Source organism: Sphaerochaeta sp. (assembly GCA_022482495.1).
Taxonomy (GTDB): domain Bacteria; phylum Spirochaetota; class Spirochaetia; order Sphaerochaetales; family Sphaerochaetaceae; genus RUG023.
The window spans coordinates 219,101-242,867 of sequence record JAKVPA010000002.1; the positions used below are offsets into that span (position 1 = coordinate 219,101).

At 59.6% G+C, this 23,767-nt stretch carries 21 protein-coding genes; 6 read left to right on the forward strand and 15 right to left on the reverse strand.

The features are described 5' to 3' along the window. Positions 1-36 precede the first annotated feature (36 nt). Genes LKE28_03680 through LKE28_03690 form a run of 3 tightly spaced genes read right to left on the reverse strand, consistent with a single transcriptional unit; the run spans position 37 to position 2,821 of the window. Positions 37-1,071, reverse strand: coding sequence for a DsrE/DsrF/DrsH-like family protein (locus LKE28_03680; GenBank protein MCH3907353.1), 1,035 nt, complete (start codon positions 1,069-1,071; stop codon positions 37-39). Further along, positions 1,065-2,462 carry an FAD-dependent oxidoreductase gene (locus LKE28_03685; GenBank protein ID MCH3907354.1) on the reverse strand — a complete coding sequence of 466 codons (1,398 nt, stop codon included), beginning with the start codon at positions 2,460-2,462 and terminating at the stop codon, positions 1,065-1,067. Before LKE28_03685 ends, LKE28_03680 begins: the two co-directional genes overlap by 7 nt. Then, positions 2,459-2,821 (reverse strand): MarR family transcriptional regulator, encoded by a 363-nt coding sequence (locus LKE28_03690; GenBank protein ID MCH3907355.1) that lies wholly within the window; start codon positions 2,819-2,821, stop codon positions 2,459-2,461. The genes LKE28_03685 and LKE28_03690 overlap by 4 nt, the downstream gene beginning before the upstream one ends. A gap of 170 nt (positions 2,822-2,991) precedes the next feature. On the opposite strand from LKE28_03690, the gene LKE28_03695 reads away from it, so the two are divergent. From LKE28_03695 to adhE, 4 genes are all read left to right on the forward strand, one after another. Further along, on the forward strand, positions 2,992-3,825 hold the full coding sequence (locus tag LKE28_03695) for a transketolase (protein ID MCH3907356.1): 834 nt from the start codon (positions 2,992-2,994) through the stop codon (positions 3,823-3,825). Beyond that, positions 3,822-4,772 carry a 1-deoxy-D-xylulose-5-phosphate synthase gene (locus LKE28_03700; GenBank protein MCH3907357.1) on the forward strand — a complete coding sequence of 317 codons (951 nt, stop codon included), beginning with the start codon at positions 3,822-3,824 and terminating at the stop codon, positions 4,770-4,772. The genes LKE28_03695 and LKE28_03700 overlap by 4 nt, the downstream gene beginning before the upstream one ends. A gap of 54 nt (positions 4,773-4,826) precedes the next feature. Continuing rightward, positions 4,827-5,549, forward strand: coding sequence for a DUF6062 family protein (locus LKE28_03705; GenBank protein MCH3907358.1), 723 nt, complete (start codon positions 4,827-4,829; stop codon positions 5,547-5,549). Positions 5,550-5,720: 171 nt separating this feature from the next. Then, the gene (gene adhE / locus LKE28_03710; protein MCH3907359.1) at positions 5,721-8,384 is read left to right on the forward strand and encodes a bifunctional acetaldehyde-CoA/alcohol dehydrogenase; all 2,664 of its coding nucleotides are present in this window, start codon (positions 5,721-5,723) and stop codon (positions 8,382-8,384) included. Positions 8,385-8,388: 4 nt separating this feature from the next. Here adhE and LKE28_03715 read toward each other — a convergent pair whose 3' ends face one another. The 11 genes from LKE28_03715 to LKE28_03765 all read right to left on the reverse strand — a co-directional run bounded on the left by LKE28_03715 (position 8,389) and on the right by LKE28_03765 (position 20,331). Next, positions 8,389-8,982, reverse strand: a complete 594-nt coding sequence (locus tag LKE28_03715) for a hypothetical protein (GenBank protein MCH3907360.1) — start codon at positions 8,980-8,982, stop codon at positions 8,389-8,391. Continuing rightward, a complete protein-coding gene (locus LKE28_03720; protein MCH3907361.1) occupies positions 8,961-9,347 on the reverse strand; it encodes an OsmC family protein in 387 nt (128 codons plus the stop codon). The genes LKE28_03715 and LKE28_03720 overlap by 22 nt, the downstream gene beginning before the upstream one ends. A gap of 80 nt (positions 9,348-9,427) precedes the next feature. Further along, on the reverse strand, positions 9,428-11,260 hold the full coding sequence (gene aspS / locus LKE28_03725; GenBank protein MCH3907362.1) for an aspartate--tRNA ligase: 1,833 nt from the start codon (positions 11,258-11,260) through the stop codon (positions 9,428-9,430). Positions 11,261-11,345: 85 nt separating this feature from the next. Further along, positions 11,346-14,567 (reverse strand): carbamoyl-phosphate synthase large subunit, encoded by a 3,222-nt coding sequence (gene carB, locus LKE28_03730; GenBank protein ID MCH3907363.1) that lies wholly within the window; start codon positions 14,565-14,567, stop codon positions 11,346-11,348. After that, complete coding sequence (gene carA / locus LKE28_03735) at positions 14,564-15,688, reverse strand: glutamine-hydrolyzing carbamoyl-phosphate synthase small subunit (GenBank protein ID MCH3907364.1); 1,125 nt, start codon at positions 15,686-15,688, stop codon at positions 14,564-14,566. The genes carB and carA overlap by 4 nt, the downstream gene beginning before the upstream one ends. 117 nt (positions 15,689-15,805) lie before the next feature. Next, positions 15,806-17,161: a magnesium transporter gene (mgtE, locus tag LKE28_03740; GenBank protein ID MCH3907365.1), complete on the reverse strand. Its 1,356-nt coding sequence runs from the start codon at positions 17,159-17,161 to the stop codon at positions 15,806-15,808. Positions 17,162-17,424: 263 nt separating this feature from the next. Beyond that, complete coding sequence (locus LKE28_03745; GenBank protein MCH3907366.1) at positions 17,425-18,093, reverse strand: fructose-6-phosphate aldolase; 669 nt, start codon at positions 18,091-18,093, stop codon at positions 17,425-17,427. A gap of 59 nt (positions 18,094-18,152) precedes the next feature. Continuing rightward, positions 18,153-18,968 carry a DUF4097 domain-containing protein gene (locus LKE28_03750; protein MCH3907367.1) on the reverse strand — a complete coding sequence of 272 codons (816 nt, stop codon included), beginning with the start codon at positions 18,966-18,968 and terminating at the stop codon, positions 18,153-18,155. 1 nt (position 18,969) lies between these two features. After that, a complete protein-coding gene (locus tag LKE28_03755; protein ID MCH3907368.1) occupies positions 18,970-19,320 on the reverse strand; it encodes a PspC domain-containing protein in 351 nt (116 codons plus the stop codon). A gap of 2 nt (positions 19,321-19,322) precedes the next feature. Beyond that, positions 19,323-19,673, reverse strand: coding sequence for a hypothetical protein (locus LKE28_03760; GenBank protein ID MCH3907369.1), 351 nt, complete (start codon positions 19,671-19,673; stop codon positions 19,323-19,325). Positions 19,674-19,677: 4 nt separating this feature from the next. Beyond that, entirely contained in the window at positions 19,678-20,331 is a 654-nt protein-coding gene (locus tag LKE28_03765) for a PspA/IM30 family protein (protein ID MCH3907370.1), read from the reverse strand. Between the two features lie 123 nt (positions 20,332-20,454). On the opposite strand from LKE28_03765, the gene LKE28_03770 reads away from it, so the two are divergent. Both LKE28_03770 and LKE28_03775 read left to right on the forward strand, forming a co-directional pair. Then, the gene (locus tag LKE28_03770; protein ID MCH3907371.1) at positions 20,455-21,429 is read left to right on the forward strand and encodes a sigma 54-interacting transcriptional regulator; all 975 of its coding nucleotides are present in this window, start codon (positions 20,455-20,457) and stop codon (positions 21,427-21,429) included. Then, complete coding sequence (locus tag LKE28_03775; GenBank protein ID MCH3907372.1) at positions 21,426-21,890, forward strand: methylated-DNA--[protein]-cysteine S-methyltransferase; 465 nt, start codon at positions 21,426-21,428, stop codon at positions 21,888-21,890. The genes LKE28_03770 and LKE28_03775 overlap by 4 nt, the downstream gene beginning before the upstream one ends. Here the strand turns inward: LKE28_03775 and LKE28_03780 are convergent. After that, on the reverse strand, positions 21,802-23,739 hold the full coding sequence (locus tag LKE28_03780; GenBank protein ID MCH3907373.1) for a heparinase II/III family protein: 1,938 nt from the start codon (positions 23,737-23,739) through the stop codon (positions 21,802-21,804). The genes LKE28_03775 and LKE28_03780 overlap by 89 nt on opposite strands. Positions 23,740-23,767 lie beyond the last annotated feature (28 nt).

Consider the following 23,767-nt stretch of genomic DNA (forward strand, 5'->3'; position numbering starts at 1 on the left):
GGAGCAAGGCCGCCGGAATGGCGGCCTTGTGTTGTCTCAGATGAACAGGTTGACGTCTCCTTTGCTCGCTTCTCCCATGTAGGTGCCGACTCCCCCGACCTCGACGCCGTCCAGGAGTTCGTCCTTGGTGATGCCCATGATGTCCATCGACATCTGGCAGGCGATGAACCGCACGTTGTTCTGCTTGGCCGTCTGGAACATCGTCTTGAGCTGGTCGACCTGTTTCTTCTTCATCCGGCCCTTCATCATTTTCGGCCCCATGCCGCAGAAGTTCATCGACGAGAGGGACAGGTCATCCATGTTCTTGGGAAGCATGGCGCCGAACATTTTGCCCATGAAGTCCTTCTTCACCCGATGGTCCGGCTTCTTCCTGAGGACGGAAAGCCCCCAGAAGGTGAAGAACATCGTCACCGGTTTTCCGGATGCCGCCGCTCCGTTGGCAAGTACGAACGCCGCCAGGGCGCGGTCGAAATCATTGGAGAAGACGATGATCGTCGCCGCTTTGGTGCAGACCGGGATGGAACACGCCTCTTTCTGCTCTCCCTTCTTGATGGATGCCGTGATGATGCCTCCGTCTTCCGTCACGCCCTCCAGCGTGTTGCCGGTCATCTGGCACCACGATTTGACGTCACTGCGGAAACCGGGATCGGTCGCCTTGACGATCAGGCGCTCGCCGACATCCAGCGAGTCCATCTTCTGTTTCAGTGATACGATCGGGCCGGGGCACTGCAGGCCGCAGGCGTCCAGCGTCAGCGAATCGTCTCCTTTTGCTTCCATCTTCGGTTCCTCCTTGATCGTCATCGCTTCCTTGTCGGCGATGACGGCATGCCAGCTCTTGTATCCTCCGGTGACGTTCACCACGTTGGTGAACCCATGCTGCAAGAGCACCCGTCCCGCAATGTGTCCCCTGAGCCCGATGGCGCACATCAGAACGATCGGGCGGTCCTTGGGCAGCTTGTCCAGGTGTTCCCGGATGGACGCGTGGGGCAGGTTCACCGCCCCGCTGATCGAACCGAGGGAATACTCCATCGCCGTCCGGACATCCACCAGGTACGCGCCGTTCTTCACCATCTCCTCGCCTGCTGCCAGTCGACCAGATGGTCCAGGCCATCCAGATCGTTGGACGCGATGAAGCCCAGCATGTTCAGCGTGTCCTTGGCGCTGTTGAACGGAGGCGCGTAGGCCTGTTCGAACGACTCCAGATCCCGTACCGTCCCGCCATGGGAAAGCAGTACGGAAAGCACGTCGATCTTCTTGTCCACCCCATGGTAGCCGACCACCTGGCCGCCCAGGAGCTTGCCGGACGGCTTCTCATAGACGATCTTCGCCGTCAGCTGGGTGGAGCCGGGGTAGTAGGACGCGTGGTCCGGCGTGTGGGTGACGGCCACTCCGAAGGTCAACCCTTCCTTGGCCGCCGTACGTGCGTTCATTCCGACACTTCCCGCCGCCAGGTCAAACACCTTGGCCACCGACGCGCCGTAGGTGCCCGGGTATGGGGTGGTGGGCTTGCCCAGCACGATGGAATCGGCGCACAGCCGCGCCATCTTGTTGGCCGGTCCCGCCAGGGCCACGGCCCACGGTTTTCCGGTGAACGGAGAAGGAAAGGCGATGGCGTCCCCGATGGCCCAGATGAACGGATCGCTGGTCTGGAACTTCTCGTTGACCAGATGTATCCCTTTCGCATCCACGGTGAGTCCCGCCTCTTTTGCCAGGTGGGAATCCGGCATCACGCCGATGGAGAGGATCACCAGATCGACGTCGCTGATCGTCTTGTCGGGAAGCACCACCTGTACGGTATCCCCGGTTCGGACGATTTTCTGCAGGGGGCTGGAGAGCCTGAGCTCGACCCCATGGCTGCGCAGCGCCTGATGGACGAACACCGCCATGTCGTAATCCAGCGGCGTCATGCACTGCGGGGCGGCCTCGACCAACGTGACGGCGATGCCTTTCTCCGAAAGGTTCTCCGCCATCTCCAGACCGATGAACCCACCACCGACGACCACCGCTTTCTTGGCCTTTTTCATCGTGGCCACCACACGGTCGATGTCCGGAATGTTCCGTACCGTCAGGACGGCCGGGTCATCCACGCCGGGAAGCGGCGGGACGAACGGCTTGGCGCCGGGACTGAGCACCAGCGCGTCATACGCCTGTTTCTGCTCTTTCCCGTCCTTTCCCTTCACCGTGACGGTTTTCCCCTTGGGGTCGATGGCCGTCACTTCCGTGTCGGTGTGAAGCTGGATGCCGAACACATCGGTGAATGTCGCGGGAGGGGTGACAAGCAGCCGTTCCCGGTCCTGGATGACGCCTCCGGCGTAGTAGGGAAGCCCGCAGTTGGCGAAGCTGACGTACGGCCCCTTCTCATACAGGATGATGGTCGCGTCCTCATCCAGTCTCCGTAATCTCGCCGCGGCACCCGCGCCGCCGGCGACTCCTCCCACCACCACATAGGTCTTGCCACTCATTCCGTTTCTCCTTTTGTGAGCATCTGGTTGATATACGCCGGGATGGCCACATCACTGCTTTTTATCAAGGAAAGGGCTTTCTCGCCTTCCTCCGTGATGGACACCACGTTGTTCCGCCGGTCCACCGGGGAGCTGGAGCGCACCACCAACTTTTTCTGTTCCAGGACATCCAGAAGCCGGGTCATCCGGGAAGGGGAAAGCCGCATCTGGCAGGCGATGCTTTTCCCATCCTCGTACCCGTGTTCCAGCGCGCAGAGCAGGGATGCCTGCATGAACGTCAGCTGGTATTTCCGCTGGATGTCGTCTTCGATTTTCTGGATATCCACGATCAGGCGCCGTAAGGCGCAGAAGTCCACCATACCCACCTCGGATAAATATTTGATATTAACAATTATTGATACTAGCAACTAATTGGAAACCTGTCAACATTTTGTTGCCGTACCACTGGAAAAATGTCGTCCAGGTGATACGATGGAGAAAACGTGGTACACTGGAATCCGATTGGATTTGGAAACAAGAGGAGTTGCGAATGCTTGATGTAGAGAAACTCAAACAACAGGCGCTGGAGATCCGCAAGCTGACCATCATGGAGATCGGTCATTTCGGCTCCGGGCACATCGGCGGCAGCATGTCCATCGTCGAACTGCTGACCTACCTGTATTACTATGAGATGCGTATCGATCCGAAAAACCCCAAGAAAGAGGACCGTGACCGGTTCGTCTGCAGCAAGGGGCATGCCGGCCCGGCCGTCTACGCCACCCTTGCCAGCAAAGGATATTTTCCGCAGGAGCTTTTGATGACGCTCAACCAGGGCGGAACCAAGCTTCCGTCCCACTGCGACATGACCAAGACCCCGGGCATCGACTTCACCGGAGGCTCGCTGGGGCAGGGGATCAGCGCGGCGGTGGGCATCGCCCTGGGACAGAAGATCAAACACATCGACGCCCATACGTTCGTCGTCATCGGGGATGGCGAGAGCCAGGAAGGCGAAGTGTGGGAGGCGGCGGAGACGGCTGCCCAGTGGAAGCTGGACAATCTGATCGCCTTCACCGACTTCAACCGCCTGCAGCTGGACGGTCCGACGGAGGACATCGTCTCGATGGACAACATCGACGCGCGGTGGCTCGGGTTCGGCTGGCATGTGCAGCGGATCTGCGGCCATGATTTCCGCCAGATCGATGACGCCGTGCGTCACGCCAAGGCGGAGCCGGGACGGCCGCACATGATCATCATGGACACACAGAAATCCCATGGGTACATCCCTGGTGAGAACAGTACGAAGAACCACAGCATGGCGTTCAATGAACAGCAGGCAAAAGAAGCCGTCGCCGCACTGTACGCCCGGGAGGGGGTGAAAGCATGAGAGACACCAAAGACATTCCGTTTATGCGTGACGCCCTGATGGCGTCGGTCAATGACCTTGCCGCGGAGCACAAGGAGATCGTCTTTCTGGACGCCGACCTCTCCTCCTGCATCGGGAGCACCAGCTTCCAGAAGCTGTACCCCGACCGGTTCTACAACTGTGGCATCGCCGAAGCCAACATGGTCGCCGTGGCGGCGGGCCTCTCCTCGATGGGTCTGGTTCCGTTCGTCCACAGCTTCGGCTGCTTCGCCAGCCGGCGTGCGTTCGACCAGTTCTACATCTCCGTCGGCTATGCCCACCAGGTGATCCACCTGATCGGCAGCGATCCCGGCGTGCTGGCCCAGTACAACGGCGGCACCCACATGCCGTTTGAGGACATCGGCCTGATGCGCCAGGTCCCCGGGGTGATCATCATCGACCCCAGTGACAAGCAGAGCATGTACGAGCTGACCCGGCAGGTGTACGAGAGCGGAAAAATCTCCTACACCCGCTCCGGCCGGAAGACCAACACCTACCGCTATCCTGTCGGGACGACGGAGATCAAGCTGGGCAAGGGCATTGTCCTGTCCGAGGGGGAGGACCTTGGCATCTTCGCCACCGGTGAGGTGATGGTCAACGCCGCAACCGAAGCGGTGAAGCTCCTGGCGGAGAAGGGCATCAAGGCGACGCTGGTTGACCTGCATACCATCCGGCCGCTGGACACCGATCTGGTTTCCAAGGTTGCCGCCAAGACAGGCCGCATTCTGGTCTGTGAGAACGGCCGCTATCCTGGCGGCGTCGGCGAGGAGATCGCCGCGTACCTGGCAAAGACCAACCCGGTGAAGATGGATTTCGTCAATGTCGGCGAGGAATTCGGTGAGGTGGGGACGCTTTCCTACCTGACCGGACGGTTCGGATTCACCGCGCCGCACATCGCTGAAGTCGCCGAAGCGCTGGCCAAGCGCTGATGACCACCAGCCCATGGGTATCCCCCATGGGCCGTTTTATATCCGGAGGAACAGATGAAGGTGCAGTTGGAGACCATCCCGGTATGGGATGCCCTGAAGGCGGGTGGGGAATGCTTCCTCTGCGACCTGAAGGCGGAGAGTGAGGCGGATGCCGTACGGTTCTACCTGGGCCCGTCGGTGATGAACCCGGAAACCCGGGTGAAGGTCAATGAGAACGGATTCTGTCCCCGTCACTTTGAGGCGTTGATCGCCGCAGGCAAACCGCAGGGACTTGGCCTGATGGCCGAGACCTACCTGGAGGCGGACCGCGCCGCCTGGAAAGCCTCGCTGGAAGGACTTCTTTCCGCCAAGGCGGGCCGGAAGCTGGACAAGGCGGTGGAAGGCGTTCGGCAAAGCGGTCGCGTCCCGCGCCCCCCACTGCCTGATCTGCCACCAGATCGAGGAGCGGGAGGTCCGGTACCTGTACACCACGGCCAGTCTGTTCGGGTCGGACCCGGAATTCCGCGACGCCCTTGCCCATTCCAAAGGGTTCTGCATCCCCCATTTCCAACGGCTCCTCACCATTTCCCGCGACGCGCTCTCTCCCGCCGACCGCGCCTCGTTCGTCCATCTGATCACCCAGGTGGAGATGGACAACCTCACCAGACTGCAGGGAGAGGTGACCTGGATGACGGAGAAGTACAAGACGGAGAACTTCGACAAACCGTGGAACGGGTGCGAGGATGCCCAGAAGCGGGTCGTTCGGAAGCTTGTCGGTCATGCAAGGGAATTTGTTAAAACTGAAGAATAATATTCCTATTAATCTTATATTATTACCGTATTCACATTATTAAGCGTTTTAATCGAGAAGTTAGCAACAATTTTCTTGAAATGTTCACATTACTTTGTAAGACTCTTGAAACTTTTTGGGGAACTTCGTATACCAAAAAGCGTAAGGAGAACGAAGCTATGGGAACGGAACAAACGGAACGCTTTGAAGGTCAGAACGAGCTGGAGGCTTTGATCCAGAAGGTCAAGCGGGCCCAGGTGCTGTACGCCTCGTATTCCCAGGAGAAGGTGGATGCCATTTTCCGGGCGGCGGCCATTGCGGCGAACAACGCCCGCATCTCGCTGGCGCAGGATGCCGTCCAGGAGACGGGCATGGGCATCGTGGAAGACAAGGTCATCAAGAACCACTTCGCCGCCGAATACATTTTCCATAAGTACAAGGACGACAAGACCTGCGGAATCATCGAGGAAGACGAGGGTTTCGGCATCGAGAAGATCGCCGAACCCAAAGGGGTGATCTGCGGCATCATTCCGACGACCAACCCCACCTCCACGGCGATCTTCAAATCGTTGATCTCCCTGAAGACCCGCAACGCCATCATCTTCTCCCCCCATCCCCGGGCGAAGAAATGCACCTGTGACGCCGCGCGCATCGTGCGGGACGCCGCCGTGGCTGCGGGAGCGCCGGAAGACATCATCGGCTGGATCGAACAACCGACGATGGAGAAGACCGACTATCTGATGACCCATCCGCTGATCAATCTGATCCTGGCCACCGGGGGGCCGGGCATGGTCAAGGCGGCCTATTCCTCCGGGAAACCTGCCATCGGCGTCGGAGCGGGGAACACCCCGGCGCTTTTGGACAAGAGCTGCAACATCAAGATGGCCGTCGCCTCCATCTTGATGTCCAAGACGTTCGACAACGGCGTGGTGTGCGCTTCCGAACAATCCATCATCTGCCACAAGGACATCTACGACGAAGTGAAGAAGGAGCTGGCAGCCCAGGGGGCCCACTTCCTGAACAACCAGGAACTGGACAAGCTCCGCGCGGTGATCATCGACCCCAAGCGGGGGACGGTGAGCCCGGCGATCGTCGGACAGCCGGCATGGAAGATCGCCGAAGTGGCCGGTTTCTCCGTTCCCAAGGACACCAAGGTGTTGATCGGGGAGGTGACCCGCATCGAGGCGGACGAACCGTTCGCCCATGAGAAACTCTCTCCGGTGCTTGCCATGTACCGGTGCGACAACTTCGGTTCCGGCACCGACATGGCCGTCCATTTGATCGCCCTGGGAGGCTTTGGCCACACCAGCGTGCTGTACGTGGATGAAAAGGAACAGGACAAGATCGAGGCGTTCGGCAAGGCGGCCAAGACCAGCCGGGTGCTGGTCAACATGCCGGCCAGCCAGGGAGCCATCGGGGACATCTACAACTTCCGTCTGGAACCCAGCCTGACGTTGGGATGCGGCAGCTGGGGCAACAACTCCGTATCGGAGAACGTCGGACCGAAACATCTGCTGAACATCAAGACGGTAGCCGCCAGGAGGGAAAACATGCTGTGGTTCAAATTGCCTCCCAAAGTATACTTCAAATACGGATGCCTGCCCGTCGCGCTGCAGGAACTCGCCGGACGAAAGAAGGCGTTCATCGTCACGGACAGCTTCCTGTTCGGCAGCGGAATGATCGACAAGGTGACCAAACCGCTGGTGAAGATGGGCATCGAGTGCGAGGTGTTCCACCAGGTGAAGCCCGATCCCACGCTGGGGACGATCAACACGGCACTGGGGTTGGTCAACGCGTTCCATCCCGACATCTTCATCGCCGTCGGTGGCGGTTCCCCGATGGACGCGGCGAAGATCCTCTGGCTTCTGTACGAGCACCCCGAGGTGAAGTTCGACGGGCTGGCGCTCCGGTTCATGGATATCCGCAAGCGTATCTACGCGTTCCCCCACATGGGGGAGAAGGCCAAGCTGGTCTGCATCCCGACGACCAGCGGCACGGGATCGGAAGTGACGCCGTTCGCCATCATCACCGATGAGAATACCGGCATGAAGTACGCCATCGCCGATTACGCGCTCACGCCGTCCATGGCGATCGTCGATTCGGAACTGGCCATGGGACAGCCCAAGTCGCTGACCGCCTCCTGCGGCATCGACGTGCTGACCCACGCCCTGGAGGCGCTTGCCTCCAGCATGTCCACCGACTACACCAACGGTCTTGCGCTGGAAGCCGCCCGGGTGATCTTCAAATACCTGCCGGCCGCCTATGCCGACGGGACGGACCGCAAGGCACGGGAAAAGGTGCACAACGCCTCGACGATGGCCGGCATGGCGTTCGCCAACGCGTTCCTCGGATTGTGCCATTCCATGGCCCACAAGCTCGGCGCCCAGTTCCATGTTCCTCATGGGATGGCCAACGGCCTGCTTCTGACCAACATCATCCGGTTCAACGCCAACGACAACCCGACCAAACAGGCTGCGTTCCCCCAGTATGAGTTCCCCTCGGTGGTCTCCCGGTATGCCCGTGCGGCGGACTACATCGCCATGGCGGTCAACGACCAGAAGAATACGCCGTACGTGGTGACCAAACCGGGCATGACGATGGAACAGAAGGTCGAGGCCTTGATCGCAGGCATCGAAGCGTTGAAGAAGGTGCTGAACATCCCGCCGTCCATCAAGGAATGGGGGGTGGATGAGAAGGAGTTCCTGGACGCGGTGGATGAACTGTCGGTGAAGGCGTTCGACGACCAGTGCACCGGAACCAACCCCCGCTATCCGTTGATCAGCCAGATCAAGGCGCTGTACCTTGACAGCTACTACGGCAGGGCCTGGCACGAAGAGGCGTGAGCTGTTACGTTTCTGATTTCCGTTTTCGGGGCCGCGGCCTGAGCAAGGTCAACTGGCCCCCTTCTTTGTCTTCCCGGATCCGTTGCATCTGCAGGCGGGACGCCTTCAGGGAGCTGTCGTAGTGGTAGTAGTCCATCGTTTCCCGGTCGACCCGGTAGATCAACTGGTACGGCTTTCCGGGAAGGAACGCCACGGCCAGCGTCAGCTGGCGGGGGGCGTACATTCCCTTCAGGAGCAAGGCCTGCTTGGCGGTGATGTAGTCATCGTACAGCATCACCGTCATGGCGGTCTTTCCCGCCCGGTCATGCAGGATGATGTCGCTTTTCTCCGTCATCACATCAAAGACGAGATTCTTGGGAAACACCCGGTAGGACGGGGAGGTGTCGTCCACCGTCAACGACAGTTTCTCCCTGAGCTTCCGCTCCAGGTGTTCCGTCAGACGATGGGCGATGGCGGCCCGGTGTTTGGGCCGGGTGAACAGATAGGCGTCCGATGCGATCAAATCAGCGAGGGCGTCCTGGAAGACGTCGAACAGCACCATTGAGGTATACCGCGCATCGGAGCCGAAGTGTTCCATCAGGCGAATTCCACCGTCCATTCCATCGTGGCCACCTTGGCGATGGTGTTGTAGATGGAACAGTTGTGCGTCGCCTTCTCAAACGCCTTGGTGAAAAGCTGGGCGTCGGAGGCACCGGTGACGGTGACGTGGATGTCCACGCTCTTCAGCCACGTGGGGATTTCATCCCGCTTGACGCCGTGGGTCTGGAAGCTCATGTGCTCCCAACCGACGTGCATTTCCTTCGCGATGTCCTTGAACGTCATGAACAGGCATCCGCTCAAGGCCCCGAGCAGATACTCGTACGGGCCGGTGGTCGGCGTGTACGCGTACGCGTCCCCGGAAGGGGTGGTGAACTGGTAATGGTCCGGCACGAAATCGGCACGGACGGATCTTTCTTGGCTCATGGCTGTATCATAGCCTGTTTTTGACGGGAATTCCAGCGGATATCAAAACGGGACTCCGTTGGGGAGTCCCGTTCTTCAAATCACGCTTTGTCTTTGGCCGGAGGCATCCGCACGGCGATGTTGTCCATGGTCAGTTGCGCCTCGTCCACCGGCGACGGGGAGTCATCCATCGAGCAGACCCCCACCGTGTTCTTGGGGAACGCGATGACCTCGTGGATCGAGTTCTGCTCGCTGATGATCATCACCATCCGGTCGATGCCCGGGGCGATGCCGCCATGAGGAGGCGGTCCGTACTTGAAGGCGTCGAGCAGGAATCCGAAGGCCGCCTGGGCCTTCTCGTCCGGGTAGTTGCAGATGCGGAAGATCCGCTTCTGCAGCTCGATGTCATGAATACGAATCGAACCGCTGGCGCATTCATACCCGTTGCACACCATGTCGTACAGGTCTCCGATCACCGCACCGGGATCCTTCTCCAGCGTCGGGATGTACTCGGCCTGCGGCATGCTGAACATGTGGTGCGCCGCCTCCCAGTGACCTTCCTCCTCGTTGTACTCGAACAGCGGGAAGTCGATGATCCAGCAGAACGCGTAGGTGTGGGGCGGGATCAAATACAACTCTTTGCCAAGCCGGGAGCGGATGGCCCCCAGGCTTGCGCAGCACTTCTTCCAGTTCTCATGGGCGATGAACAACAGGAGGTCGCCTTCCTTGGCGTCAAAACGGGCGACCAGCTCGGACTCCAGGCCGGCAAGGTACTTGGAGATGCCACCTGAGAGCGTCCCGTTGGCTCCGACCTTCGCCCAGGCAAGCCCTTTGGCCCCATAGGTCTTGGCCGTCTCTTCCAGGCTGTCGATGTACTTGCGGGTGTACTCTTCCAGCGGCTTGTCCTTCGGACCGACGACCGCTTTCTTCTCCACCCGTTTCGGGTTGGGGGCGCAGATGGCCTTCACATGCCCTTTGGCCGCCAAAATGTCCTTGAACACGCCGAAGTTGGTCTTTGCGGCGAACTCGTCCATGTCCTGCATTTCCAGACCGAAGCGGAGATCCGGTTTGTCACACCCGTAGGTGTTCATCGAATCGTACCATTTGATCCTCCGGAAATGTTCCGGAAGGTCGTAATGGACCACTTCCTTGAACACCTGGCCGAACAGCCGTTCCATCAGCAGCAGGACATCGTCCCGCTTGACGAAACTCATCTCGACGTCCAGCTGGGTGAACTCAAGTTGCCGGTCCCCCCGGGCATCCTCGTCACGGTAGCACCGCGCGATCTGGAAGTACTTGTCCATGCCGCCGACCATCAACAGCTGCTTGTACAGCTGGGGGCTTTGGGGAAGGGCGTAGAACTTGCCCGGCCACAGGCGGCTGGGGACGATGAAGTCACGGGCACCTTCCGGGGTCTTGCGGACCAGCGTCGGCGTCTCGATCTCATAGAACCCTTCGTCGCACAGGAAATTCCGGATGGAATGGACGAACTCATGGCGAAGCCGGATGCGCTCCTGCATTCCCTGCGTCCTGAGATCCAGAAAGCGGTAGCGGAGCCGGAGATCCTCGTTGGGGACTTGATTGGGATCATCGATGCGGAACGGCAGGGGTTCGCACTTGGAGAGGATCTGGATCGTCTCGGCTTTCACCTCGACGTCTCCGGTCGGCATCTCCTTGTTGACCATGTCATCCGGGCGGAGCCGGACGATACCCTGGACGGCGATGCAGTACTCTTCCTTCAATTGCCCGGCCGTTTCCTGCAGTTCTGCCGGAGCGTCGTCATCGACGACCACCTGGGTCACTCCGTACCGGTCACGGAGGTTGATGAACGAGAGTGCGCCGTGGTTGCGGTCACGGAACACCCAGCCGTTCAGAATGACGGTCTTGCCGTTATCTTCCTTTCGCAACGCCCCGCAGGTTGTGGTGCGCTGCATGAACACTTCTTCTGACATGTATAACCCTCTTGCGAATGTTCCTACAGTGTATCCACAACCAGCGGAAAAAAGCAATCTCGAACCATCACTGGGGAAGCTCGCGGACGGTGTAGATTCCCTCCTGTTCGTACGCGATCGCCTGTACGGCGGCAGCGGCCGCCGACGTGGTGGTGGTGTAGGGGATCTTCAGCCGCATGGCGGCGGTCCGGATGTCATCATCACTGCGGCGGGCATGATAGCCCATCGGCGTGTTGATCACCAGATCCACCTGGCGGGCGTGCATCATGTCGACGATGTTGGGGTGTCCGTCCTGGACCTTCAGCACCACGTTGCACAGGATGCCGGCGTCGAACAGATCCCGCGCCGTGCCATGGGTGGCGAACAGGTGGAATCCCAGTTTCTGCAGTTGCCGTGCGATGGGTACGATGGTCTGCCGGTCCTTCTTGGTCACGCTGATCACCACGTTGCCCGAGGTAGGCAGCCGGTTGCCCGCAGCCGCCTGGCTCTTGGCGTACGCCTCTCCGAAGCTCCGGCCCATGCCGATCGCCTCTCCGGTGGAGCGCATCTCCGGCCCCAAGGCCGGGTCGACGTTGCTGAACCGGTCGAAGCTGAACACCGCTTCCTTGATGGCCCAGCCGGTGATGCAGTGCCCTTCGGCGAACGTGCCCTCCCTGCCGACCAGTCCCTGGGCGACCAGATCCTCGCCGTTCCACACCCGGACGGCGGCTTCCACCAGGTTGACGCCGCTGGCCTTGCTGATGAACGGTACGGTCCGCGAGCCCCGGGGATTGACCTCGATGATGTACAGCTTGTCCTCCTTGGAGGCGAACTGGATGTTCATCAACCCTTTGACCTGCAGTTCCTGGGCCAGCTTCAGTGCCCATTCCCGCATTTGGGAGAGCACCGACGGGATGGCCTTGTACGGCGGGAACACGGCGGCGCTGTCGCCGGAGTGGATGCCCGCGGCCTCGATGTGCTGCAGAATGCCGCCGATGTAGATGCTCTTGCCGTCGCTGACGGCGTCCAGGTCATACTCGAACGCGTCTTCCAGGAACTGGTCGATCAACACCGGGGCCTTGGGCGTGATCTCCACACCGCTGTGCTCCAGGAAGTCCTGCAGTCCCTCCTCGTCGTCCACGATGAACATCCCCCGTCCGCCCAGCACGAAGGAGGGGCGGAGCAGTACGGGGAAACCCACTTCCAGCGCCTTGGGGATGATCTCGTCCCTGCTGTGGGCCGTCTGGTTGGCCGGGTTGCGAAGTCCGAGTTTCCGGACCACCTGGCTGAACCGTTCCCGGTCGCCTGCCCGGTCCAGTCCGTCCAGACTGGTGCCGATGATGTTGGCCCCGGCGGCCTGGAGGTCATCGGCCATGTTCAGCGGCGTCTGGCCTCCCAGCTGAACGACGACGTTCTTCGTCCCTTCCAGCCGCATGATCTCCTTGACGTGCTCGGCCGTCAACGGTTCGATGTACAGCCGGTCGGAGATGTTGAAGTCGGTGGATACCGTCTCCGGGTTGGAGTTGACCATGATGGTTTTCCTGCCCAGCTTCCGGAACGCCAGGGACGAGAGGGTGCAGCAGGTGTCGAACTCCAGTCCTTGGCCGATCCGGTTGGGGCCGGAAGCCAGGATGATCACGGCATCCTTTCCCAGCGGGGTGGTCTCATCCTTCTCCCCATAGGTGGTGTAGCAGTACGGGGTCAGCGCCTGGAACTCACCGGCGCAGGTGTCCACGTGGTGGGCCACGGCGACGATGCCTTCCCCGGTGCGCATCCGGTACACCGCATCCTCGCTCTGGTGGCTCAGCGTGGCGATCCGTTTGTCGCTCATGCCGTACCGTTTGGCTTCCAGAATCAGCTCTTTGGTCAGCGGTCCTTTGGACAGTTTCTTGTCCATCTCTGCCTGGCGGACCAGCTGATAGAGGAACCAGCGGTCGAAGCCGGTCAGCTTGGAGAGCTCGGGGAGGATGGACGGACCGTGCTCCACGATCATCGTGTAGGCGCTCATCAGCCTGAGGGGATGGGCGCTGTGCAGGATGTGGTCGATCTCATCGTCGGTGTACTTGCCGCCTTCCCGCATGTCGGTCAGTCCTTCGAACTTCCGTTCGCTTGCCCGGATGGCCTTGTTCAGCGCTTCCAGCGCCGTGCGGCCCAGGGCCAGCGCTTCACCCACCGAGCGCATCTGGGTGCCCAGCGCGCTGTAGGGAAGGGGGAACTTTTCCAGTTCGAACCGGGGCACCTTGACGGCGCAGTAGTCCAAGGCCGGCTCGAAGCAGGAGACTGATTTGCCGGTGATCTCGTTGACCACCTCGTCCAGCGTGTAACCGACGGCCAGTTTCGCCGAACATCGGGCGATGGGGAAGCCGGTCGCCTTGCTTGCCAGGGCGGAGGAGCGGGAGACCCGTGGGTTCATTTCGATGACCACCATCTTGCCGGTATCCGGGTTGACGGCGAACTGGACGTTGGATCCTCCGCAGTCCACACCGACGGCCCTGAGGATGTTGATCGACGCGTCCCGCATCGCCTGGTAGGCCTGGTCGTCCAGCGTCTGGATCGGCGCGATGGTGATGGAATCCCCGGTGTGCACGCCCATCGGATCGATGTTCTCGATGGAACAGACGATGATGGCGTTGTCCTTGCGGTCCCGCATCACCTCCATCTCGAACTCCTTCCAGCCGATCAACGACTCCTCCACCAGCGCCTCATGGACCGGGCTGGTCTCCAGAGCGCGCTCAATGCAATCGGTGAACTCGGCGTCGTCATGGGCGATGGATCCGCCAAAGCCTCCCAGGGTGAAACTCGGCCGGATGATCACCGGGTATCCGATGTCGTCCTTCGCCTTCACCCCTTCCTGGATGGTGTGGACCACTTCGCTGCGGGGGCTTTCCAGTCCCAGCGAGCTGACCACCTGCTTGAACTTGCCCCGGTCCTCGGCAAGCTCGATGCTTTTGATGGACGCCCCGATGACCTGCACGTTGTATTTGTCCAGAAGACCCTTGCGGGAGAGCTCCATCGCCAGGTTCAACCCGGTCTGGCCTCCCATCGTCGTCAGGATGGCGTCCGGCCTGTCCCGTTGGAAGATCTGCTCGACGTACTCCGTTTTCAGCGGTTCCAGATAGATGTGGTCGGCGATGCCCGCCGTGGTCTGCACCGTGGCGGGGTTGGGGTTGACCAGCAGTACTTCGTATCCTTCTTCCTTCAGTGCCTTGACCGCCTGTGTGCCGCTGTAGTCGAACTCACACGCCTGTCCGATGACGATCGGCCCGCTGCCCACCACCAGGATCCGATGGATGTCTTCCCGTTTGCTCATACGTTGCCCCCCAGTTGGATGAATCGGTCGAAAATCCAGGACGCGTCATACGGGCCTGGCGAGGCTTCCGGATGGAACTGCACCGACGCGATGCGGCGCCCCTCGTCCATCAATCCTTCGATGGAACCGTCGTTGGCGTTGGTGAACCAGATGGAGACGGAGGATGGCAGGGAGGCGGGGTCGCTCATGAAGCCGTGGTTCTGGCTGGTGACGAACGTCTTGCCGCTCTGGTGGTCATACACCGGGTGGTTCCCGCCATGGTGTCCGAACTTCATCTTCACCGTTTTTCCCCCCAGGGCCCAGGTGATGATCTGGTGGCCCAGGCAGATGCCCAGCACCGGCATCGTGCCGATCAGGCTCCGTACCATCTGGACGGATGGCTGCAGCAGGGCGGGGTCCCCCGGCCCGTTGGAGAGGAACAGCGCCTGGGCGCCGGTCGCCAGGACGTCCTCCTTGCTTGCCGTTGCCGGAAGCAGCGTCACGGCGACGTTCCGCCGGTACAGCTGGCGGATGATGGAGCGCTTGATGCCGTAGTCCACCACGGCGAAGCGGAGGGTGGGGTGTTCCGCTTTCTTGCCGTCGACCAAGGGATCGACCAGGGGGGCTTTGACCGTCACCCCGTCGATCAGATCGCGCTCGGTGATCAGCGGGAAGGCGCGCAACGTCTTGAGAGCGTCGGCTTTTACCTCTTCGGTGACCGGCCCGTCCACCGACAGGATCATGCCGTTCTGGCTGCCTGCCTCGCGCAGATGGAGCGTCAGGCTTCGGGTGTCCACATCGCTGATCATCGGGATCCTCTGGGCTTCCAGGTACTCCTCCAGGCTGATCCGCCCTTCAGGAAGCGGCCCCTGGTACAACTCATGGACGATCATTGCGGTGGCCTTGATGCCGTCACTCTCCGTGAAGGGGGTGTCGCATCCGTAGTTGCCGATCTCCGGATAGGTCATCACCACCATCTGACCGTGATAGGAGGGATCGGTGAGGATCTCCTGGTAGCCCGTCATGCTGGTGTTGAAGACGACTTCCGCGATGGGCGCTTCGGCGCCCTCGGGAACCTGGTAGCCATGTGCGGTCCCTGTCCAACAGGATCCGTCAGAAAGCAGAAGTATGGTATGCTGCATGATTCCTCGTCAAATTGACGATATGATAGCGTAGACAGAAAATTTATGCAACAGTTCTTGCATGAATTTGCAACATACCCGAAGAATCTCTTCGGATATGCAACATTTATGCAACAATCATACGCCAAGCAACTCTTTGGCGATGGTGAAATAGATCACCAGGCTCATCGCGTCGACGATGGTGGTGATCAACGGGGCGGCCATGATGGCCGGATCCACGTGGATCTTCTTGGCCAGAAGCGGCAGCAGTCCACCGATCAACTTGGCCAGCAGCACGGTGAAGAACATCGTCAGCGAGACGGTGAAGGCGATCATCATCGTGACGTTCCGGTAGGTCAGTACGATCCGGATGAAGTTCACCGCGGCCAGGACAAGCCCGACCAAAATGGATACCCGGAGTTCTTTCCACATGATTTTCACCCAGTCCCGGGGTTCCACTTCTCCGACGGCCAGTCCGCGAATGATCAAGGCGGAGGACTGGCTGCCGGCGTTGCCGCCGGTATCGGTCAGCATCGGGATGAACGTGACCAGCAGCGGGATGGCGACGAACGCGTCGGTGAACCGCTCCAGAATGGAGCCGGTGATCATTCCGCTGACCATCAGGATCAGCAGCCAGAGGATCCGGTGCTTGGCCATTTCCACCACGCCGGTCTTCAGATACGGTTTTTCCGACGGTTGCATGGCGGCCATCTTTTCGATGTCCTCCGTCGCCTCGTCCTGCATGACGTCCACGGCGTCATCCACCGTGACGATGCCGACCAGACGGTTCTCCGCGTCCACCACCGGGAGCGCGACGAAATCGTATTTGTTGAACAGCCGGGCGGCCACTTCCTGGTCGTCCGTCGTGGTGACGCTGATGATGTCTTTTTCCATCACGTCCTCGACGTGCTGGTCGTCCTTGGCAAGGAGCAGATCCTTGATGGAGGCCGTTCCTTCCAGATGGTGTTCCTGGTCGGTGACGTAACAGGTGTAGATCGTCTCCTTGTCTTCCCCGGTGGAGCGGATCCTGTCAATCGCTTCCTTGATGGTCAGTTCCCGTTTCAGGTCGACGAACTCACTGGTCATGATCGACCCGACGCTGTCATCCGGATAGCGCAGGTAGTGGTTGATCAACTGGCGGGTTTCCGGTTTGGCGTTGCGCAGTACTTTGCGCACGATGTTGGCCGGCAGTTCCCCGATCATGTCCACGGCGTCATCCACCGACAGATCGTCGATGATGGTGGAAAGCTGCTGGTCATCCAGCGAGTTGATCAACTGCTCCTGGTTCTCGATGGGGAGGTTGGCGAATACGTCGGCCGCGACCTCCTTCTCCAGCAGGCCGAAGACGATCATCACCTGGGGTGGAGGAAGCGCCCCGATGAAGTCCGCGACGTCCACCTCGTTGAGGTGGGTGAGTTTTTCCTTCAGATCGGCATACCGATGATTCTCGGCATCGGCGATCAATGCTTCCTTGTCGTACTGGTAATCTTGCATGGCTTACCCCCTGGATGGAAAAGTGATGGGCGAAGCCGAATAGGGACTCAGATGTGTGGGAAGCCACACAAGTGGTAGTCCAGATTCGAACTTCTGCTGCTCGGTTTCACGGAGGACCTCCTTGTGTGGAATCTGTTCTCCGGTACGGGAGAACGACATCTTTTTATAGCATCATTTGGGGGATGAGGCAACCCAATGGGAAGGGTTTTTCCACAGATCCGGTGGATGTCGGAAAAAGAGAGGGAAAGGAATCGGGGAGAAGATTACAGATCGGTGATCAAGGCATCCCCATGGATGGCGTGCCAGCTCGCCCGGAACCCGTCCACCGCCTTGACGACGGCATCCTGGATCAGTGCCTGGTGCAGCAGGGCAGGGGAGACGGTGCACGCGTCCGCTCCGGCGGCATAGGACGCGATGATCTGCGCCGTTCCTTTCAGACTGGCGGCCAAGATGGTGCAGCCGGCGCTCTTGCGGCTGGAGAGAAGCCGGATCGCCGCCTCAGGATCCTCTCCGTTGGTCTGCATCCGGTTGTAGTACACCGCAAGGGTGCGGGCCCCGGCCATCATGGCAAGGAGTCCCTGCAGCGGAGAGAGGATCGCCGTGGCGGTGATGTTCACCCCTTGGGCGGAAAGGCGCCGGATGGCTTGCAGCCCCGCTTCCGTCACCGGGATTTTGATCCATACGTCATCATCCACTTCGAAGCGGATCCGTTCCGCTTCCTTAACCATCTGGTCGGCCGTATCCCCGACCACCTGGACGTGCAGGCTCCGCTTCGCTCCGATCAGGCCGCGGATCTCCCGGAGGCGTTCGAAGAAATCGATCTCTCCTTCCGCCTGGAAGATCGTCGGGTTGGTGGTGACCCCAAAGACGGGGTAGTCCCTGAGTCCTTCGGTGATTTCCTTCAGATCTGCGGTATCCAGCAACAGTTCCATCTGAGTCCCCTCTTTCCTTTATCACTATACGCCGATTCAGGAAAAAGGGGAGGAAAACCTCACGGTTTCTGGGAAGAGAACCGGATCGGCCCGCTGGTCGATTGGAGGGTGACCTTGACGTTTCCGTCCCCCGCTTTGGTGGCGGGAAGGTCCAACTGGCCGGAGGTGCTGCGCGCCTCAAGCTGGTAATCCGCTTTTTCCTGCACCAGATCGAAGGAGAGATCCCCGCTGGTGGACAGAAGCCGGATGGTACCGCGCTTCATGTCGCTTGCCGCGGTGATGCTTCCACTGGTGGTGTGCAGGTACAGGTCGGAGCCATGGTAGCTGTCCAGCGAAAGAGCGCCGCTGGTGGAGGAGATTTCCGTCTCTTCCCGGTCGGTGACCGATGCCAGGGAGATGTCCCCGTTGGTCGTGGATATCTCGATTTCCTTGGCGGAGAGATCGGCGAGCCGTACTTTTCCGCTGATGGTGCGGATCTCCACGTCATCCTTCACCGACAGGGATGGCAGGTCGACGGCACCGCTCTTTGTGCTGAGGGAAAGCTCGCCCAGCGTGGAGGATTGCGGGATCGTCACGGTCAACGAACCGTTTCTTCCCCCCGAGACGATGATGGAAAGATCCTCGCCATCCCGTTTGGTGGTCGCTTTGCCCGAACCGTGATAGACGAAGGAAAGGTCTGTCGCCTGGGGGTCGGACAGCAACGTGATGTCGTCGCTTTCCGTCCGGATGGAAAGATCGGCGGAATCGGAGAGCGCGAAAGTTTCCGTCATTTTGCTGTTCTGCTTGGTGCGGAGGGCGCCGAACCCAAAGAAGATCGCCAGCGCCGCCACCAGCACCAAAAGGAAGATTTTGTTGGCTTTGGAATCCTTCAGCATCTCATTTCCCCGTGTTGAACCGGTCGTCCCAATCCCGTTCCTTGTCGAACATGTCGTTTTCCATCGTTTCGACCTTTTTCTTCAGGTCGTCGTATTTCCGCTTCAGTTCGTCATCACTGGGCTGCCCGTCCGTATCTGTCCCCTGGTAGCCTTCCGGCTGCATCGGGATGATCAACGAAAGGATCAGGTAGATGATCGCTCCGGGAAACACCCCGGTGAAGATGACGATCAACGCCACGATGATCCTGACCATGTTGGGGTCAAGATCCCGCCATTCGGCAAGTCCGGTGCACAGTCCGAAAATCTTCCCCCTGGGGGACCGATACCATCTGTTTGTCGTCGCTTTTGCCATGATCATGCCTTCTTCTCTTCTTTGCGGCCATCCATGATCGTCTGGATGTTGTCCAGCCGACGCTCCAGGTCGCCGATGCCTTGCTTCAATCGCTCGCGCTCCAGCTCTTTCTGCCTGGCGCGATCCTTTTCCTCTTCCATCTCCTGATGGAGGCGCTTGACCTTCCCCCTGCGGGAGGGTTGGTCCCGGTACTCGCTGTACGTTCCCGGCTCGTATCCTTTGTCCATCTCCGCCATGCGGAGCGCCGCGTCGATCTTCTTTTTCTTGATGTTTTCCTTGGAATCGATGACGACCCAGACGGTGATGCTGCCGAAAATGATGGCGATGATGAACAGCCCGATGTATTCGCTCATTGGGTTATTTCTCCTGTTGTTGTTTCCGTTTCAGTTCCGCAAGCTGCGCGTCGATCTCGTCGGCTTCCTCCAGATCGGAGAACGCCTTCTCCGTATCATGGGCGTGGGATTGTCCGTTCAGATCGTTCATCGCCTGCATCCGGTCGATCCGTTCCTCCATCGTGGTGAAGTGGTCCATCGGATCCTTGTGCATCGTCTCCTGGGCACGGGCCCGTTCGGCTTCCTGTTTTTGCTTTTCGGTAAGGATCTTGTATTTCTTCTTCACCTCGGCGAGCTTCTCTTCCAGTTGGGATATCTCGTTCTGGCTGTCTTTGATCAGACTGTCGTAGTTGGCGATCTCCTCATTGATCCGCTCCTCTTGGGCGACGCACCGTTTCTTTTCCACCAGCGCCTCGCGGGCAAGATCGTCACGAGCCTTGGATACGGCAAGTTCCGCCCGGCTCTGCCAACGGTTCACCGCCGCCTGGACATCGGAGCGCTGCCGATCCAACCGGGTGCGGCTGGCCATCTTGTCAGCGCAGTTGCTCTTGATCTCGATCAGCGTGTCCTCCATCTCCTGGATCATCATCCGGAGCATCTTCTGGGGATCCTCCGCACGATCGAGCAGGCTGTTGATGTTGGCGTTCACGATATCAAGGAATCTTGAAAATACTCCCATGGTTGCTACTCCTTCATCCATCATACAGCAAGAACTGTGCCAAGCGGTTTTCACCGGTTTTTCATCGGTTTTCGGGGCAGGAGATTGGTGTTCTTTGCCATGTGATGGTATAATTCGCCTATCATGGAAGAGATGCAGACCCAGAGCCCGTTAGGGGAAAGCGAAGTGTTCCTGGATTTCCAGGCGAAACTGTCATTGGCCGCCAAGATGAACCGGAGCGTGCTGTTGGTGGGGGAGCGGGGGACCGGCAAGGAGATCGCCGCCCGTCGTCTCCACTACCTTTCCCCCCGGTGGCAGAAGAACCTGGTGACGATCAACTGCGCCGCCCTTCCCCCGTCGTTGATCGAAACGGAGTTGTTCGGCTACGAGCAGGGTGCGTTCACCGGAGCCCAGAAGACCCGCAAGGGGCGGTTCGAGGAGGCGGAAGGAGGGACACTGTTTTTGGATGAGATCGGCCTGATCCCTCTGGAAGTGCAGGAGAAGATCCTCCGGGTGGTGGAATACGGGACGTTCGAGCGGGTCGGCTCGTCGGTGACCCATACCTGTGATGTGCGGATCATCGGCGCCACCAATGCCGATCTCCCCCAGCTGTGCAAGGAAGGAAAGTTCAAGGAAGATCTGCTGGACCGCCTGAGCTTCGAGGTGTTGTTCCTTCCCCCGCTTCGGGAACGGGGGGATGACATCCTGCTGCTGGCCAATTTCTTCGCCGGAAAGATGGCGATGGAGTGCGGAAGGGATGATATCCCCGTCTTCTCCGACGAGGTGAAGGCACAGCTTCGTGCCTATCCCTGGCCTGGCAATGTGCGGGAGCTGAAGAACGTGGTGGAGCGGGCCGTCTACAAGCAGGATAGCCCGGTGATCGACCGTCTGGAGTTCCATCCGTTCACCAATCCGTACGAGAAACCGCAGGAATCGGAACAATCCGCTCCATTGGACTTGATGAACTATGAACAAGCAAAGCAGGAATTTGATATACTGTATCTGAAAAGAGCCCTGGAAGAGGGGCGGGGAAACCAAAAACGGGCTGCGGAATTGCTCGGCCTGACCTACGACCAGTTCCGTGGGTTGTACCGCAAGTACAAGGAGGCGCTTGGATGAGAACAGTTACCAACTACCATTACTACGAGGAGCTGAATCTGACCATCGGGGAAGATGGGGGGAAACTTTCCGTCATCGACTGGGGCCGGCAGATATTCGCCGGGACCAACCAGCAGACTCCGTTGACCGATGAGACGTACCGGCAACTGTGCGATTATTTCGCAGGCAGACGGAAATCATTTGACCTTCCGCTTGAGGTGCATGGCACGGAGTTCGAGATGGCCGTGTGGGCTGAGCTGCAGAAGATTCCGTACGGCAAGACCACCACGTACACCCAAATCGCCCAGGACCTGGGAGACAAGGAAGCACGGCGGGCCGTCGGTATGGCGTGCAACCACAATCCGATCGCCATCGTCATTCCCTGCCACCGTGTCATCGGCGCCGACGGATCGCTTGTCGGTTACGTGGGCACGCTGGACGCCAAGAAAGCGTTGCTCCGTCTGGAACAGAACAACAGCTGATCACCAGATGCAAAGAGGCTGGTCGGCATCCTGTTTGATCAACAGGCTGCCGTATCCTTCCATCGATCCGCACCTGACCAAATCCACCTGATGGATGATCTCTTCTCGACGGTTGATCATCGTGAGGGTATGTCCTTCGGTGGTGATGGACAGCCCGTATCCTGCCGTCTCGTGGATGGAAGTTCCGTCTCCGACGCAATGGAGCGGAAGCGGGGTTGCAGGTGAACGGCCGTTGGCTGAAGAGGGTGACGGCATGCCCGTTTGGGGGGATGGGAAGCTCGAGTACGGTGGTTGGAAGCAACTGGCGGTACTCAGGACTGGTCTCCCCACGCATTTGCTTGGGAATCTCTTTCCCCAACAGGGAGACAGAAAGCGGGCCGCATTGCCACAGAGCCCCATGGTATTGGCAGGGGCAGGAAGCGGCAAGATGCCAGCGAAGCGTTGCCGCTTCTGTACCGTACACATCATCGCAGACCACTGCCAGATGGGAAAACAACAGGATCCTGCGACGAGTGAGCATCCCATCCGGATGACGGATCCAGCATTCCGCGGCATCGACTTCAGGAGATACTGCCGTTCTGAACCCTATGACGTGGAGCAGCGACGCATACGACCAGCTCTCCTGGGATCGCGCGTCGTGGCTGGTCTCCACCACGTTGTGGGCGGCAGGATCCTTCAGCCGGATACGGATCGGGGTGTCGGTGTAGGTGTATCTTCCACTGTCTATCATCACCGGTTTCCCTTGGAAGGCAAGGTCGGCTTGGCCCGCGTCCAGATGTCCATGACCACTTCCCAGCGCTGTGGCGTGGAAGTACAGTTCGAAATCCCCTTTGCGAAGACAGCAACTTCCGTTGCGTGACGCCACGATGGAGGTGGTGGGGCGCAGGGGTTCCTTCCCCGCGATGGATGCGCGTTCCTGTGAGAGAAAATCCAGATAGGTTTCCTCCTCCTCTCCAGAGAAGAGTGTTGGTTCATTGAAGAGGATCGCCGCTTCCGTCCTGAGGTTTCGGACATCCAGCAGGTCACTGTCCCCCTGGGGGAAGATGATTCCCTTCCCGAACGTCATCCCATCCAGAGCTTTGGCCATGGCATAGGCTTTTTCCTTGATGCCTGAGGGCAGATGGATGGATGCGTGCTGGCAGATCAGCAGAGCATCCAGGACACACCGAAGAACTTCGGCGTGGTACAACGGGCTTTGTTCCCACTGCACGCCATCCGGAAGCACTTGGAACGAGAGTTCCTCTTCCAGACGACGTATGGCTTCCTTGCGCCACGCCTCCTGGTCCCTGGCGATGCCGGCCAACAGCAGACCGTGGTCTTGGATCACCCCCCAGTTGGACATGCGGTGGAACGAGGTGTGGGATTCCAGAAGATAGGTGGCGTGCTGGTCGATGCTGCTGATGATCCGCTGGGTAAGGGCTTCAGGCAGGGGAGAGCCTGCCAGACGGAACAACTCGAGCGTCCGGAGCCAATGCTCCACCCTGATGCCTGCCTCCAAGCTTCGCCAGCTGGTCTGCTCCCGTGCTTTGGTGTGTGGCTGGGTGGTGAGGAAGTCGTCCCACAGCACCATGCAGGTTTCCCGGTATGATGCGTTTCCTGTCGCGGCGAATGCTTTGGCCAATGCGACGAACACGGAGTGGCGGCACAGCGCGTAGACCCATTCCATGTCTCCGTCCGGTGTCTGTTCCCATTCCGCCCCGCCATGGAACGGGACGGGAATCCTGCATTTTTCCATCTCATAGTGGTCCGTATGGATGATGGTGTGACGAACCGCAGCATCCGCCATGGCAAACGTGTCCGGTGAGAGATGCGTGGTGAATTCCAGATCATTGGTCCAAAGATTGGGCATGGGTTTCTCCTTCTGGGGTGATGGACCA

Bases quoted from the DNA above. Each gene is read 5' to 3' on its own strand.
- LKE28_03695 (MCH3907356.1), top strand. From the start codon at position 2,992: ATGCTTGATGTAGAGAAACTCAAACAACAGGCGCTGGAGATCCGCAAG.
- LKE28_03760 (MCH3907369.1), bottom strand. From the start codon at position 19,673: ATGAGCGAATACATCGGGCTGTTCATCATCGCCATCATTTTCGGCAGC.
- LKE28_03770 (MCH3907371.1), top strand. From the start codon at position 20,455: ATGGAAGAGATGCAGACCCAGAGCCCGTTAGGGGAAAGCGAAGTGTTC.
- LKE28_03765 (MCH3907370.1), bottom strand. From the start codon at position 20,331: ATGGGAGTATTTTCAAGATTCCTTGATATCGTGAACGCCAACATCAAC.
- LKE28_03715 (MCH3907360.1), bottom strand. From the start codon at position 8,982: ATGGACGGTGGAATTCGCCTGATGGAACACTTCGGCTCCGATGCGCGG.
- LKE28_03720 (MCH3907361.1), bottom strand. From the start codon at position 9,347: ATGAGCCAAGAAAGATCCGTCCGTGCCGATTTCGTGCCGGACCATTAC.
- LKE28_03700 (MCH3907357.1), top strand. From the start codon at position 3,822: ATGAGAGACACCAAAGACATTCCGTTTATGCGTGACGCCCTGATGGCG.
- adhE (MCH3907359.1), top strand. From the start codon at position 5,721: ATGGGAACGGAACAAACGGAACGCTTTGAAGGTCAGAACGAGCTGGAG.
- carA (MCH3907364.1), bottom strand. From the start codon at position 15,688: ATGCAGCATACCATACTTCTGCTTTCTGACGGATCCTGTTGGACAGGG.
- LKE28_03750 (MCH3907367.1), bottom strand. From the start codon at position 18,968: ATGCTGAAGGATTCCAAAGCCAACAAAATCTTCCTTTTGGTGCTGGTG.
- LKE28_03775 (MCH3907372.1), top strand. From the start codon at position 21,426: ATGAGAACAGTTACCAACTACCATTACTACGAGGAGCTGAATCTGACC.
- LKE28_03680 (MCH3907353.1), bottom strand. From the start codon at position 1,071: ATGGTGAAGAACGGCGCGTACCTGGTGGATGTCCGGACGGCGATGGAG.
- aspS (MCH3907362.1), bottom strand. From the start codon at position 11,260: ATGCAGCGCACCACAACCTGCGGGGCGTTGCGAAAGGAAGATAACGGC.
- LKE28_03745 (MCH3907366.1), bottom strand. From the start codon at position 18,093: ATGGAACTGTTGCTGGATACCGCAGATCTGAAGGAAATCACCGAAGGA.
- carB (MCH3907363.1), bottom strand. From the start codon at position 14,567: ATGAGCAAACGGGAAGACATCCATCGGATCCTGGTGGTGGGCAGCGGG.
- mgtE (MCH3907365.1), bottom strand. From the start codon at position 17,161: ATGCAAGATTACCAGTACGACAAGGAAGCATTGATCGCCGATGCCGAG.
- LKE28_03690 (MCH3907355.1), bottom strand. From the start codon at position 2,821: ATGGTGGACTTCTGCGCCTTACGGCGCCTGATCGTGGATATCCAGAAA.
- LKE28_03780 (MCH3907373.1), bottom strand. From the start codon at position 23,739: ATGCCCAATCTTTGGACCAATGATCTGGAATTCACCACGCATCTCTCA.
- LKE28_03755 (MCH3907368.1), bottom strand. From the start codon at position 19,320: ATGGCAAAAGCGACGACAAACAGATGGTATCGGTCCCCCAGGGGGAAG.
- LKE28_03705 (MCH3907358.1), top strand. From the start codon at position 4,827: ATGAAGGTGCAGTTGGAGACCATCCCGGTATGGGATGCCCTGAAGGCG.
- LKE28_03685 (MCH3907354.1), bottom strand. From the start codon at position 2,462: ATGAGTGGCAAGACCTATGTGGTGGTGGGAGGAGTCGCCGGCGGCGCG.